The sequence below is a fragment of the Parasphaerochaeta coccoides DSM 17374 genome (assembly GCF_000208385.1).
Taxonomy (GTDB): Bacteria; Spirochaetota; Spirochaetia; order Sphaerochaetales; family Sphaerochaetaceae; genus Parasphaerochaeta; species Parasphaerochaeta coccoides.
Window position 1 is genome coordinate 1 of sequence record NC_015436.1, and the last position, 13,687, is coordinate 13,687.

13 protein-coding genes are annotated in these 13,687 nt (G+C 44.7%); all 13 read left to right on the forward strand.

What is annotated here, in order from left to right; genetic code table 11:
• Positions 1–112 precede the first annotated feature (112 nt).
• The 13 genes from dnaA (at position 113) to SPICO_RS00065 (ending at position 13,475) form a co-directional block, all read left to right on the forward strand.
• Positions 113–1,525 (forward strand): chromosomal replication initiator protein DnaA, encoded by a 1,413-nt coding sequence (gene dnaA / locus SPICO_RS00005; RefSeq protein WP_013738639.1) that lies wholly within the window; start codon positions 113–115, stop codon positions 1,523–1,525.
• Positions 1,526–1,779: 254 nt separating this feature from the next.
• Positions 1,780–2,895, forward strand: a complete 1,116-nt coding sequence (gene dnaN / locus SPICO_RS00010) for a DNA polymerase III subunit beta (protein WP_013738640.1) — start codon at positions 1,780–1,782, stop codon at positions 2,893–2,895.
• Positions 2,895–3,974 (forward strand): DNA replication/repair protein RecF, encoded by a 1,080-nt coding sequence (gene recF / locus SPICO_RS00015; protein ID WP_013738641.1) that lies wholly within the window; start codon positions 2,895–2,897, stop codon positions 3,972–3,974. The genes dnaN and recF overlap by 1 nt, the downstream gene beginning before the upstream one ends.
• Entirely contained in the window at positions 3,971–4,300 is a 330-nt protein-coding gene (locus SPICO_RS00020; RefSeq protein WP_013738642.1) for a DciA family protein, read from the forward strand. Before recF ends, SPICO_RS00020 begins: the two co-directional genes overlap by 4 nt.
• 143 nt (positions 4,301–4,443) lie before the next feature.
• Positions 4,444–4,611: a 50S ribosomal protein L34 gene (gene rpmH, locus SPICO_RS00025; RefSeq protein WP_013738643.1), complete on the forward strand. Its 168-nt coding sequence runs from the start codon at positions 4,444–4,446 to the stop codon at positions 4,609–4,611.
• Positions 4,592–4,942, forward strand: a complete 351-nt coding sequence (gene rnpA, locus SPICO_RS00030; protein ID WP_013738644.1) for a ribonuclease P protein component — start codon at positions 4,592–4,594, stop codon at positions 4,940–4,942. The genes rpmH and rnpA overlap by 20 nt, the downstream gene beginning before the upstream one ends.
• Before the next feature lie 95 nt (positions 4,943–5,037).
• On the forward strand, positions 5,038–6,852 hold the full coding sequence (yidC, locus tag SPICO_RS00035; RefSeq protein ID WP_013738645.1) for a membrane protein insertase YidC: 1,815 nt from the start codon (positions 5,038–5,040) through the stop codon (positions 6,850–6,852).
• A gap of 51 nt (positions 6,853–6,903) precedes the next feature.
• On the forward strand, positions 6,904–7,611 hold the full coding sequence (gene jag / locus SPICO_RS00040) for an RNA-binding cell elongation regulator Jag/EloR (protein ID WP_013738646.1): 708 nt from the start codon (positions 6,904–6,906) through the stop codon (positions 7,609–7,611).
• Positions 7,612–7,892: 281 nt separating this feature from the next.
• Positions 7,893–8,837, forward strand: a complete 945-nt coding sequence (locus SPICO_RS00045; RefSeq protein WP_013738647.1) for a shikimate dehydrogenase family protein — start codon at positions 7,893–7,895, stop codon at positions 8,835–8,837.
• A gap of 42 nt (positions 8,838–8,879) precedes the next feature.
• A complete protein-coding gene (locus tag SPICO_RS00050) occupies positions 8,880–9,458 on the forward strand; it encodes a glucose-6-phosphate isomerase family protein (RefSeq protein WP_013738648.1) in 579 nt (192 codons plus the stop codon).
• Between the two features lie 74 nt (positions 9,459–9,532).
• Positions 9,533–10,429 (forward strand): MBL fold metallo-hydrolase, encoded by an 897-nt coding sequence (locus SPICO_RS00055; protein ID WP_013738649.1) that lies wholly within the window; start codon positions 9,533–9,535, stop codon positions 10,427–10,429.
• A complete protein-coding gene (locus SPICO_RS00060; protein ID WP_052295798.1) occupies positions 10,416–11,204 on the forward strand; it encodes a GntR family transcriptional regulator in 789 nt (262 codons plus the stop codon). Before SPICO_RS00055 ends, SPICO_RS00060 begins: the two co-directional genes overlap by 14 nt.
• A gap of 204 nt (positions 11,205–11,408) precedes the next feature.
• A complete protein-coding gene (locus SPICO_RS00065; RefSeq protein ID WP_041394902.1) occupies positions 11,409–13,475 on the forward strand; it encodes a sigma-54 interaction domain-containing protein in 2,067 nt (688 codons plus the stop codon).
• Positions 13,476–13,687: the final 212 nt, after the last annotated feature.

A 13,687-nucleotide genomic window follows, 5' to 3' on the forward strand; every position in this document is an offset into this window, starting at 1 on the left:
GGAATAAAAAACAAATCTTGCCAATAAAACATTTTATATAACATTTCAGAGTAGTTTTCCCTGGATGGGGACAACTCTTGCATGCCCAAGCGGGACAAGGTAATATGATGTCATGTCGCACGTTGAAGAAAATTATTCCGTATTCTGGCTGGAAACAGAGAAACGTCTCAAAGAAACCATATCTCCCACGGATTACACCGTGTGGATTTCCCGCATCCGCTATGAAGGAGCCGCCGCCGGAAAACTCATGCTTTCCGTTCCTTCCCAGTTCGTTTACGACAAGGTAGACAGGGAATTCCGGAGTCAAATCACAGACATCATCTCGGATCTGACTGGCGAACACATAAAGGTGGAATTCGTCATCAAGAAAATTTCCGCGCCATCGCCCGCGGCTCCTTTCTCCGGTGGAGATGATGAAGAAAACGAAACGAAGAAGCCGCATGCAGAGGTCTCCAGGACGGAAAAGGAACGTATCATTGATTACGAGGCAAGCAACCTTAATCCTCTCTATCGATTTGAAAACTTCATAGCCGGAGAGAACAGCGCCTTTGCCTACAGCGCGGCCATGGCCATATCGAAGAATCCGGGAGTCACCTACAATCCCTGCCTCGTCTACGGAGGAGTCGGCCTGGGCAAGACACATCTGCTCCAGTCAATCGGCAACTATATCCTTGAGAATAATCCTGAACTAAAGGTCGTCTACGTCACCGCGGAGATGTTCACCAACGAATTCATCCAGTCGATAGGTGATAAGAAGACCCAGGCATTCAAGAACAAGTACAGGAAAGTAGGGGTTCTTCTCATCGATGATATCCATTTCCTCCAAGGCAAGGATTCCACGCAGGAAGAACTTTTTCACACCTTCAATGACTTATACGACACGCACAAGCAGCTGGTGTTTACGTGCGACCGCCCGATAAGTGAGCTGAAGGATCTCACCTCCCGGCTACGCAGCAGGTTTGAACGTGGATTGAACGTCGATCTCCTTCCTCCTAACTATGAGACAAGAATGGCCATACTCAAGCGCAAGAGCGCGGAAAAGAACATGTCCATTCCGGATGATGTCCTTGATTTCATCAGCAGGAATGTCAATACGAATGTCCGCGACCTTGAAGCATCTTTGACCAAATTGATAGCCTATAGCACTCTTTTGAATAAAGAAATCACACTTGATATAGCAAAAGAGCAACTAAAAGCTTTTCCGGCACATAATGCGGCCAGCCCCAGCCTTTCCATTGAAACCATCATCCGTGTAGTATCCGACTATTTCAATGTCTCCACCTACGACGTAAAGGGGAAGAAAAAGACAAAGTCACTGATACAGCCTCGTCAGATTGCCATGTATCTGGCAAGAATTCTTTGCGAGTATTCCACATCAGAGATTGGCTCAGAATTTGGAGGAAAAGACCATTCTACCGTCATGCATGCCTACCAGAGGGTGGAAGGTATGATAAAGACAGATGAAGCGCTGAACCAGACTGTACAGAAGCTCATCAGGGAAATACGGGACTACAAGAAAAACTAACTATTTATTGGGATTGGCTACTGTGCATATCTTGTGTATAACATAGGGATAAAGTGTGCATCATCAGAGGATTTTTTTATAGGTTGTTGATAACCTGTGGATAAAAAGATAAGGAAAACACAAGTTATCCACAGGTTGTTAAAATAGCAAAATTTTTTCATGAAAGCATTTAATGGAGAAATTCACCGATTTGTGTGCTATTATTACTATTACTATTACTTTTATAAGAAGAGTAATAATAAGGAGCAGGAAAAATGAAATTCGTATGCCAAAAAGCCACCATATTCAAAGAAATAAGCCTTGCGCTGGACTTCACCAGCCAAAGAAATTCTCTTTCTATCGTGTCCAATGTTCTTTTAGAAACCAAAGAAAACTTGCTTGTTATCAAAGCTACGGATCAGAAAGTAGGATTCCATTCCCAAATACCCGTCGAGACACTTGAAGAAGGTTCCACCACTGTTTTTTGTGACAAGTTCCTTGGCATCCTCCGTTCACTTCCTGAAACTGATATTCTTTTTGAAGAAAAAAATGAAAAACTCTACATAGAACCTGTCGCCCAGAAAATGGACTTCCAGCTAAGAACCATAGGCTCCGACAAGTTTCCTGACCTTGAAGAACATTCTAATGTTCCTTTCTTCACCATCAGCCAGAAGGATTTCCTGGATATGGTGAACCAGACTATCTTTGCAATCAGTGAAGACGAGACACGCTATTACATGAGCGGCGTTTATCTGGAATACAATACCAGCAGCCTCATCATGGTAGCCACTGATGGACGACGTCTTTCTTACATCGAGAGAAAAATAGAAGAAACAATCCCTCGGTTTCCATCAGTCATCATTCCTGCCAAATTTCTCACTCTGATACGGAAAATGGCTACAGGTGAAGGAACTTTCAGACTTGGAGTCACGGAAAACACCATCTTTGCCAGTTTTGGAGGACAATTCATCTACTCTGCTTTGATAAATGGGAAGTTCCCTAACTACCGCAGAGTCATACCGGAAAGCCAATCTACTTCAGTCATAACGTCTGTTGCGGATATACTTGAAGCCGTGAAAAGAGTTTCCTTGTTCGTAGAAACGAAAGCAAAGAAAATTTTCCTTGACATTGACCAGAACGGAATTACCGTCAGTTCCGAGGAGAATGACCTTGGAATAGCTCGTGAGACTATTACGGCTGACTATTCGGGAGAACCTTGCAGGATTTCCCTGAATTATGGCTATATCATGAGTCCCCTTCGTGTCATGGAAGGTGAAAAGACAAGAATTTCCTTCACGGATACAGGAAAGGCCCTCACTCTTTCTCCTGAACCGGAACGGGATTATTTTCATATCATCATGCCCATGCAGCCGACCCAGACCGGGAAGTGATGAGAATACTTTCCCTGGACATTCATTGTTTCAGGAACATACGGAAAGCATCAGTAGACACGGATGCCCGTTCCGTTATGCTCGTCGGAGAAAACGGACAAGGCAAGACGAATTTTTTGGAAGCTCTTTATGTCCTGTGCTACGGAACGTCTTTCCGTACTCCGAACCTGCGGGAAGCGGTCAGCCACGATGGCAGGGGTTTTTCCGTAAAGGCTGATTTCGTCGATGATTCAGGTAATCATCATGAAATACAGGTGAAGCATGTACAGGGAAAGAGAAGTATTTTTATTGACAGAAAAGAAATATATGATAGGAAAGAACTTATATATACAATTCCCTGCATAGTGTTCTGTCATGATGACATTGAGTTTGTCCGTGGAGAACCGGAAGCCCGCCGCCGTTTCTTTGACCAGACCATGTCCATGTACAATCCTCTTTTCTTCGATGATTCCCGACGGTACAGGAACATATTGCGCCAGCGCAACGCTGCGTTGAAGGAAGGCAGGTTGTCCCTCGTTCCCATCTATGATTTCCAACTGGCTCGGTATGGCATGAGCATCCAGAAGGCAAGAAAGGCCGCCGTGAAGGAATTTAACGACATTTTTCCACGGATGTACCGGGACGTATCAGGAACAGACCTTGAGATCAGCGTTGAATATCAGCCTTCGTGGAAGATGGCGGAAAACGCCGAGGATGCGGAAGAAATACTGTCCCGTGCCTTGGAGAGGGATGTCAGGATGCAGACGACATGCAGTGGTGTCCATAGGGACAAGTTCATTGTCAAGGATGCTGACAGACCTTTTTCCCAGACAGGTTCAACAGGACAACTCCGTCTGGCGTCCTTAATCCTGCGGATGGCTCAGGCAGGCTTCTTTTTCGGCAAGACTGGCAAAGAACCTGTTCTTCTCATAGATGATGTCTTGCTTGAGCTTGATGTGACGCGAAGGGGTCGTTTTCTTTCCCATATAGAGGATTACAGCCAAGCGTTCTTCACGTTCCTTCCGGAAGAAAAATATTTTTCTTCACTGGAAGACGAGAAGATGCTGTCCTATACTGTGGAAGGAGGAGCCTTCCGGTGAAAGGAAAACAGGAACAGGATAGACGCCTGTCCCGCAAGGTGACGGACTTCTTCATGTTGTCCGAATCCATTGACGCTGTTCTCAAGAAACACAACCTCACAGAAAATCCTTACATGGTATTGTGCCGTCACTGGGATTCCCTGCTTGACGTACAGGCAAAAGGTAAGTCACGGGTGGCGGACCTGAAAGGAAGCAATCTTGTCATTGAAGTGATTCACCCGGCATGGGGTTCGGTCATAGAAATTAAGAAAGCCAGGATAATTGCTGACATACAGGAGAAATATCCTGGTTTGAACATAAATAATCTCAAGATAGTCATGAAATAGCTTACACGCGGGTGCTGTAATGCTGTTACATGTGGATGACATATTGACTGTTGACGCATTGAAGTCTATACTGCTTCACTCAAGGGCGTGCCCTTTTTTCAGTAACATCCCGCAGAAATGCGATTTATTTTGGAGATTTTCCCATGAGCAACAAAGGAAAGAGAACTTACCAGCCGAGTAAGGTGAAAAGAAACAGGAAGTTTGGATTCAGGGCACGCATGGAGACTCCCGGCGGGCGTCTGGTTCTTGCACGCAGGCGTGCGAAGGGCAGGAAGAAGTTATCCATCAGCGATGAAAAAAAGCCTTACTAAGAAGGAAATCGTAAAGAAACGACCGGAGATAGACCGTATTTTCAAGGCAGGAAAGAAATTTTCCTGTCCGGGGATACGGTTGCTCGTCTGTCCCAATCAGCTTGAGAACAACAGGATTGTCGTCATTCCCGTAAGGAAGTATGGAAATTCCGTCCAACGGAACAGAATACGAAGACAAGTCAAGGAAATATGGCGGCAGGAAAAACCTCAGATGCAATCCGGTTATGATTTTGCTTTCATCGTTTATCCGGGAAAAACTACTGCACATGACGCCCAAACAAAAAGAATCGTAACACTCTGTCAGAATGCCGGCGTCTATTTGTATAGGTAGATGCTGTTTTGTAGTGTCCGTACACTTTCATGTATGCATCATGTCATGTTTTTCCCTGATATCTGCTTTTCAAGTCGCCGTATATAGGAGATGTCATGGATAAGAAAACAATTCTCGCAGTGGTTTTATCGGTCATCGTCATATCTGTGGGAATGTCCATACAAATGATGCTTACTCCCCCTGCCGCCCAAGAAACGCCCGTTTCCGAGGTCGTGCCTGTTGCGGAGCCATTGGAAGAACCAGCTATCCACATGATTTCCTCAACGGATCAGGCATGGGACACAGGGCTTCCCGGTTCCTTCATTGCCATCGGGGACAATCCTTCCCGTTCTCCGTTTATCTTTGAGAATGAAGAATTCATCATCACCTTCGACCCTGTCGGAGCTTCGGTTTCCAGCATCAAGCTGAAAAAGCACCTTGATGGCAAAGAGCCGGTCGAGATGCTTTTCCGCTCTCCTTCCGACCACAATGCTTTCCTTCTCTATGCCGGTGGTGACAGAACGCGTCCCCTTGATACGGTATTTTCTTATTCCGTTTCTGGAAATGAAGTTACGTTCACGCGCAATTTTGCTGTCGTCGGAGAAGACGGACGTGCCCTCCCTGGACATTTCACCCTGACGAAACGATTCCGTTTCGGTGGAGCAGGTGAGTATTTGTTTGAAATCAAGGTAGGCGCCACCAACAGTGAAAACAAGGCGGTTCCCCTGTCTTTTGACAATAATGCCTATACCTTGGCTTTCGAGCCTCAGATTGGTCCCGCTTTTGAAAAACTGGACAATTATAATTACCGACGCCTCTACATCCGTAATGACGGAGGGAAACGGACACAGCCCAAGCTATCCAATGGAATCTATCAGACGACTGCCGGTATTTCCTGGACGGCTGTCGTAGGCAAGTATTTTTCCGTCATCGCCATTCCTGACGCTACCCGCTATACCACGACCTTGGCGGAACGTTCTGATGAAAACTCAACGGTACCACAGACTTCCAGCATCTACCTGACCCGTCCTGCCGTTCGCAGCGCGTCCTTTGAGGATACTTTCCTCTTTTATATCGGGCCGCAGCTGAAGCAGAACATGGATATCTACAACAAGGCTGATTCCAACAGTTTCCAGCTATCGGAGCTTCACCTGGAGCAAGTGTTGGATACAAGCTCCTGGTTGGGATGGCTTGAAACCATCCTTAAGGGAGTATTGCAGCTTTTCTACAAGGTCATTCCTAATTATGGCGTGGCAATCATCCTGCTGACGTTGCTCACCCGTGTCCTCATGCATCCTCTAAACAAGAAGTCGATGGCTTCGACAGCAAGGATGTCCGCATTATCTCCACAGATGGATGAGTTGCGGAAGAAATATGCGGATAATCCTCAGAAATTGAATGAAGCGACAGCGGCGCTGTACCGCAAGGAAAAGATAAATCCTCTCGGAGGATGTCTGCCCATGTTGCTTCAGTTCCCCATCATGATTGCCCTCTACGGCTTGCTGAACAAGCATTTTGAGTTGCGCGGAGCCATGTTCATTCCAGGATGGATACCCGATCTGTCAGTGCCTGATACGGTGCTTACATTCTCCTTCAACCTCCCGTTCTTGGGGAACCAATTGCATATCCTGCCGATTTTGTATGCAACCAGCATGATTTTCTCCATGAAGCTGAACCCATCTTCAAGTGGGGCGGCTGGATCGCAGGCTTCCACTATGAAGTTCATGATGTACGGCATGCCTCTCATCCTGTTCTTCACGTTGTACAACGCGCCTTCTGGATTGTTGCTCTATTGGTCGTCGGTCAACCTCATCTCGATGCTTCAGCAGAAGTTTACGAACAAGAAGACGGTGCTGGCTTCGGCAGAAAAAGACAAGGATGCGGCCAAGACTCTCAGCTTTCCCGTGAACAAAGGGAAAAAGAAAAAGTGATCAATGTGAGGAGATTCCGGCCACATGGCCGATGTCTCCATGGAGTAATACATGGTAAGAGAATTTGAAGGAAGGACAGAACAGGAAGCTATCGACAAAGCGATAGATGAACTGCACATCGAGCGTGAGGATTTTGATGTTGAAATCATTGAAAATACCCGCAAGAGCCTCTTTAAGAAAGGGATGGTGAGGATTCGTGTCCATATCGGAGATGATGAGCCGATGGCAGACGAGGATTTTCCCTCCTATGACAATGATGCTCCCCGTCGTTCCCGTGGCCGGCAGCAGAAGTTTGTTGCTGAAGATGACGCGGAACGCGCCGTGGTGGAATTCATTGCAGGCATCCTTGAGAGGATGGGGTATCCTGGGGAAGTGAGCATAGCTTCCCGCAAGGATGCCAAGCTGGGTTTGAACATTGAAAGCGAGCATTCCAGCATCATCATCGGTCGCAAGGGAAAGAATCTTGACGCTCTCCAGATGATGGCCAATGTCTTCATCGGGAAATTTGATTCCGACCGGAAGGTGGTCATTGACAGCGAGGACTACCGGATGCGCCATGAGGAGCAGCTGATACGCGTGGCGTTCAGGACGGCGGAGCAGGTCAAGAATTCTGGTCGCAGCCGTCTGCTGGAACCCATGAATCCGTTTGAGAGGCGGCTCGTCCATACCGCCTTGGGGGATATGGAAGGCATCGAGACCAAGAGTGAAGGTGAAGGACTGTACAAGCAGATCCGTATCACGTTCCATGGCATGAGATAATCAGTCTCCCTCCCGAAGCGGATGACGCGAGCCTCGACCCATTGGGTTGAGGCTCGTTTTTTTTCGAAAGAGACCGGACGGAAATTGACAGAGTCCCGTCCCAGGCACGAATTATGTTCAGAGGTATATGATCACTACATACAGAAGGAGAAGGGTATTCCGACCCTCATTGTTTCTTGACAAATGAAAAACAGTCTTGTAAAGTGAAATGTACGTACAATGATACATTATATTACATATCAGTGATACAGTACTATCATATTGGCCAAGAAGGAAGAGAAATGTATATACCAGCAGCTAAACCAACTATGTACTTCATTGGAGTAACAACAGGGAAATCATCCATCATGAAGGTTTTCCCTGAATGGATGAAGTATTTTGGCATTGACGCAATGATTAAAGGCATTGATTTCTTACCTCATGATGACCCTCAGAAATACAGGGACGTCGTATCTTTCATCAAAGAAGATCCCAAATCTCTGGGAGCATTGATTACAACACACAAAATTGATTGCTTTCGGGCTTCCCGCGAGATGTTTGATGATGCAGATGACTATGCGACCTTGCTTGGGGAAGCGAGTTCTATCAGCAAGCGAGGAAACCAACTTTGGGCTCATGCAAAAGACCCCATATCCAGCGGCTTGGCTCTGGAAGCTTTCATGCCAAAACAGCATTGGATTGAAAATCCTGAAGCGACCATGTTGATTCTTGGCGCTGGAGGAAGCTCCCTTGCTCTTACGTTATACCTCATTAATAAGGCCAAAACCAGTAAAGATGTGCCCAAAAACATCATCGTTACCAATAGAAGCGAAAAAAGGCTGAATGAGATGAAGCTCCTGCATAGTCGCTTTGATATGCCATTCACAATCACGTATTGTCTCTGTCCGACAGAAGCGGATAACGACAAGCACGTGGAAAATCTTGCGGAAGGTTCTTTAATTATAAATGCGACAGGTTTAGGAAAGGATGGTCCGGGATCCCCTCTTACCAATGACGTACTATTTCCCAAAAATAGTTATGTATGGGAGTTCAATTATCGGGGAGACTTGGTGTTTTTGGAACAAGCCGCTGCACAGAAGGAATCTCGGAATCTCGTGATTGAAGATGGCTGGATATATTTTATCCATGGATGGACACAGGTGATTTCTGAGGTTTTCCATATTGATATCCCTTCCGAAGGTCCCACGTTTGAAAAACTGAGTGACATTGCACGTAGTATTCGTTAAGCGCGTTCTCAAAAGAAGAAAAAATTAGGAGAAAAAGAAAAAATGACACCAAAGACTACATTCTTTGATCTTCAGACAGGGTTTGCTCCAGAAACAGAGTCTGTGTCTCTCAAGCGATCGCTTTCCACGATTAAAAGTATTTTTTCTAATCAGGAGAAGGCGGAAGAAATCCTAAGCTCCGAAGACCGGTTGGTATATGAATTTTATGATCTGGGTATTCCTGAGAAGGAAGGGAACATAGCATATGGGACGAGTATTCTTTATCCTGGTAAAGTAGGAGATGAGTTCCATATGACGAAAGGACATTTTCATACGATTTTAGATACTGGTGAAGTATATTATTGCTTGAAAGGGCATGGAATGATGATGATGGAAAATCCTGAGGGTGATGTGGAATATCGGGAAATGAGGGCAGGTCATTCTGTATTTGTTCCGGGAAGATATGCTCATCGGACAATCAATGTATCCGACACGGAGGTTTTCGTTACATTTTTTGCTTTTCGCGCTGATGCCGGGCATGACTACGGGACAGTTGAAAGCAAAGGCTTCAGAAAGCTTGTGGTTTCCGATGGCCAAGGTGGTTACAAAATCATCGACAACCCAAAATGGAATAGTATCTAGGCCATTGCGACTGAAACGCTTGGCGGATGCTTGGGAGAGGGAAACAAGCACGCATTCTCCCAGAGGAGAAAACCATGAGACGGATTATATGTACCCAGAGAAAAGAGGATGTGAAGAAGTGGTTAGAGCTTCCTTTTTCTTCTCAGGCGGGGACTGTGGAATTTGTTTGGTTGGGGCAAGCTGGGTTTATTTTCAGAACCAGGGAAAGTAGTCTGTGCATCGATCCTTATCTGTCCAACTCTCTTTGGGAAAAATATAAAGATGCTCATTTCACGCATGAACGTATGGTTCCGATACCTTGTGAACCTGAATATTTGGCAACGGTAGATGTAATAGCAAGTACACATGGTCATACGGATCATATGGACAAAGGAACTTTGGAAAAAGTCTATGGGAACCATCAGGATTCTCCTCTCTATGTCTGCCCTCGTGCCGAGATAGAAAAAGCAGTTGCCAGAGCCGTCCCCATCAGTCGGATTGTTGCTCTTGCCGCATATGAGACGCTTGGTTTTGGCAGACCCCCCGGTCACAAATTCTCTCTTTCCGCAATTCCTTCCGCTCATGAGACCCTTGGCAAGGATTCCTATGGGAATGATTATTTTCTTGGATATATCATGCATTTTGATGGAATGAAAATCTACCATAGTGGAGATTGCATACCATATGAAGGTTTGGAAGATCTTTTGCGTGAATATGGGATTGATGTAGCATTCCTTCCGGTGAATGGCCGGGATCAGTACCGTAATGATCATGGAATTCCGGGGAATTTCACTATTGACGAAGCATTGACTCTTGTCAAAGTCCTTGAAGGACCATTGCTTGTCCCCCATCATTTTGGTATGTTTACATTCAACTCCATCGAACCGGAAGCCATAGAGCAATGCGTAGAGTCAAACGGTATCAAAATTGGCGAGGATGTTGTGGTTCCGCAGATAGGAAAGGTTTATACGTTATCATATGATAAAGGATGATAAAGAAATGGATGGTAGCGCTCTTTTTAATAAAACGCTAAACAAAGATATTCCTATCCCTTTATACCTTCAATTGAAAGAATTCCTGATGGAATTAATTACAAATCATGGTGATCAGGCCTTTCTCTTGCCTTCGGAAGCACAACTATGTGAGCATTTCCAGATTTCCCGTTCCACGGTAAGACAGACTATGGGAGAACTGACCAGTGAAGGTCTCATATCCAGACAGAAAGGGCGAGGCACCGTTACGCTTCCTCAGAAAATCAACCAAAATTTTTTGTATGTCCTTGAAAGTTTCAATGAAGAAATGAAAGGCAAAGGTTTGATTCCCCATACCAAAGTATTGAGTTGCTCTTTAGAAAAAGCGTCCCCTGCTGTTGCCCACGTTCTGGATTTACCAGAAAATGATCAAATCATTCAATTAGTACGACTGCGGGGAGTGGATAATGAACCTATGGTTCTTGTGATTACCTGCTTGCCTGCTTCCAGGTATGGTCTTGAATCAATCATCAATGAAGATTTTTCACAGGTATCCTTATACAAAGTAATGGAAGAAAAATATTTAGTTTCTATTGTTTCTACAAGGAGGACAATAGAAGTAAAGATAGCGGGCGACTTTGAGTCCAAGCATCTGAACATTCCGATTCATTCTCCTTTACAGTACATTGAAACTGTCGCGTGTACGGACGGTGGAGTCCCAGTAGAATTTTCCCGTGCTTCTTACAGGGGAGACTTAAGCCGATTCATGATAGAAGTCAAACGGAAGCGCATCTGATTCTCCTGGCATTCTTTTTGAGAAAAACATAAGAGTTGCCAACACAAAAGAACATGAAATTATGTGTCAGCAAGATGGACTCTAAAAAATCTTGACTTACGATGAATATACGATACCATGGCTTTGCATACATACATTTGGATACATTTGTGGATATGAAATTTGTCGCCAAGATTTTATTCTGAAGGACATATCTTGGAAGCAATGCTTGAAGCGGTTTGTTCTCCTGAAGGAAGAAAAAAGAACGGGGTAATGATTGATATGGAGAACAATATCTTGCGTGAAAATAGTAGCATTAGTTTGGATGGAACAAAGCATGCATTTCAGGAAGAACCCCGGAGCGCTGAAGTGTCTTCTGTTCGTGAAATAGTCTCTGCATCCTGGTTAAGATGTCGCAGGAATGGGATGAATCCACATACTACTATGCTTCAATCAATATCTTCTGAAATTCTAGCGGAAAAGAAAAAGATATTCAGAGAGATGACTAAGGCAGCCCTTCCCCATCTCCATAAACTGTTCAAACTTTTTGGGAATGAAAAAGCATTCATTCTCTTGGTCGATGCTGATTCAGTGGTGCTTGAGTATCTCTATGCGGAAAACGGTTCCGTAGCAACATACGTGCCTGATGCTGGAGACTTGTTCTCGGAGGACTCTGCGGGAACAAATGCTATCGCGCTCTCATTGATGACTGATTCTCTTTCATATGTACAAGGATGTGAACACTGGCTTGAGAAATACTATGATATTATGTCTGTTGCCGCGCCTTTACATGTAAATGATGGTGTCGTGGGAACAATTGCCTTGGTATGGCTTAAATCAGCGGAGCAAAATCTCAGCCTTGCTTTATCACTGGTTGAATCGACCGTTTATGGTATAGAACGGGAAAGCATGATACAGAATCTTCTGAGTGCCCAAACGCTCGTGGTAACACAACAGAGGATGGTTCTTGATTTTGTAGATACCGGGCTGATAGCCATTAGTAAAAACGGAGAAATTCGTCAGATTAACCAACAAGCTCTGACCATTTTCCATGAAAAAGGAATATGGGAAGGGCGGGGGATCGCAGAACTGGTGAATTCACCTGGAAATTTTTTTGATCTGCTTTGTAATACACCAGTTTTGGAAGAACATGATGTTCCCGTTCACATCGGAGATATCTACATCCATGTGGCATTCTCCACATTTATCATGAAGGCGAATCAAGTGGATATCTGGATGATCATCAGGTGTCGAGAGTTTCGTACTGTGAAAAAACTGATGAACAAAGTGTCTCATAATGTGGCTTATTATTCTTTTGAAGATATAATCAGCGAAGCGGATACCATGAAAGAACCGCTCAAACTGGCCAAGTTAGCGAGTAAGGCAACATCGAATGTCCTTGTCACTGGAGAAACGGGAACAGGTAAGGAACTTCTTGTACAGAGCATCCATAATGGCGGTTCTCGACGGGGCAAGCCCTTTGTTGCCATCAATTGCGGAGTTGTTTCACGAGAACTAATTCGCAGCGAACTTTTTGGGTATGAAGGGGGAGCGTTTACAGGAGCGAAAAGTACCGGCAGTATGGGTAAGTTTGAGCTTGCGGATGGAGGTACTTTGTTCTTGGATGAAATTGGGGAGATGCCGGCCGATGTCCAGGCGGTGCTTCTCCGTGTCCTTCAGACGCATCAGGTTACACGTGTGGGCGGTAAATATCCTATTCCTGTCGATGTTCGTGTCATCGCTGCGACGAACCGGGATCTTGAGCAAGATGTTCGCGATAATTTTTTTCGGGGAGATTTGTATTATCGACTGAATGTTCTCTCCATAATCCTTCCTCCTTTACGGGAAAGAGGAAAGGACATACAGTTGCTTGCTGATTTTTTTGTAGAAAAATACGTGGAAGAAAAAGACGGTATAAGTATAAAGATTTCTCCGGAAGTCTACGATGTTTTTGATGGTTATCCATGGCCGGGAAATATAAGGGAATTGGAGAACGTTATTCATCGTGCGATTCTGCTTTCCGAGGATGGTATTGTCAGGAGACACCATCTTCCGACAAATCTTCAAGCGTGGTGGAATGGTAACAAAGAGCAGAAACTTATTTATTGTCAGGCTGATTTGCCAAAGATTGATGACATGAAAGCTGTGCTGGTTCGGAATGCTTTGAAGGACTTTTCAGGGAATGTGAAAAAAGTGGCATCCTATCTGAATCTCTCTAGAGGAACAGTCTATAATATGATGAAAAAATATGGTTTTGATGGCGATACATATAGGGATATGACAAGGAAATGACAGGATACGGGGAGAAACCCGGAAAAGTGTTCAATAATTGATTTATTTTTTTTGACATGTCAAAAAAATAGACACAAAAAACAAAGGAAAGACTCCAGAGTTTTCATCAAAATCAAGTCAGCTGTATCTAAAACATTAATAAAAAGGTAATACATAGCGGTTTTCTCTGGTTTTCACTGAAAGAAAAACTTTTGGCATGTTTCTTGCTATGT

Bases quoted from the DNA above. Each gene is read 5' to 3' on its own strand.
- jag (WP_013738646.1), top strand. From the start codon at position 6,904: ATGGTAAGAGAATTTGAAGGAAGGACAGAACAGGAAGCTATCGACAAA.
- SPICO_RS00055 (WP_013738649.1), top strand. From the start codon at position 9,533: ATGAGACGGATTATATGTACCCAGAGAAAAGAGGATGTGAAGAAGTGG.
- rpmH (WP_013738643.1), top strand. From the start codon at position 4,444: ATGAGCAACAAAGGAAAGAGAACTTACCAGCCGAGTAAGGTGAAAAGA.
- dnaA (WP_013738639.1), top strand. From the start codon at position 113: ATGTCGCACGTTGAAGAAAATTATTCCGTATTCTGGCTGGAAACAGAG.
- recF (WP_013738641.1), top strand. From the start codon at position 2,895: ATGAGAATACTTTCCCTGGACATTCATTGTTTCAGGAACATACGGAAA.
- SPICO_RS00065 (WP_041394902.1), top strand. From the start codon at position 11,409: ATGCTTGAAGCGGTTTGTTCTCCTGAAGGAAGAAAAAAGAACGGGGTA.
- SPICO_RS00050 (WP_013738648.1), top strand. From the start codon at position 8,880: ATGACACCAAAGACTACATTCTTTGATCTTCAGACAGGGTTTGCTCCA.
- yidC (WP_013738645.1), top strand. From the start codon at position 5,038: ATGGATAAGAAAACAATTCTCGCAGTGGTTTTATCGGTCATCGTCATA.
- rnpA (WP_013738644.1), top strand. From the start codon at position 4,592: ATGAAAAAAAGCCTTACTAAGAAGGAAATCGTAAAGAAACGACCGGAG.
- SPICO_RS00060 (WP_052295798.1), top strand. From the start codon at position 10,416: ATGATAAAGGATGATAAAGAAATGGATGGTAGCGCTCTTTTTAATAAA.
- dnaN (WP_013738640.1), top strand. From the start codon at position 1,780: ATGAAATTCGTATGCCAAAAAGCCACCATATTCAAAGAAATAAGCCTT.
- SPICO_RS00045 (WP_013738647.1), top strand. From the start codon at position 7,893: ATGTATATACCAGCAGCTAAACCAACTATGTACTTCATTGGAGTAACA.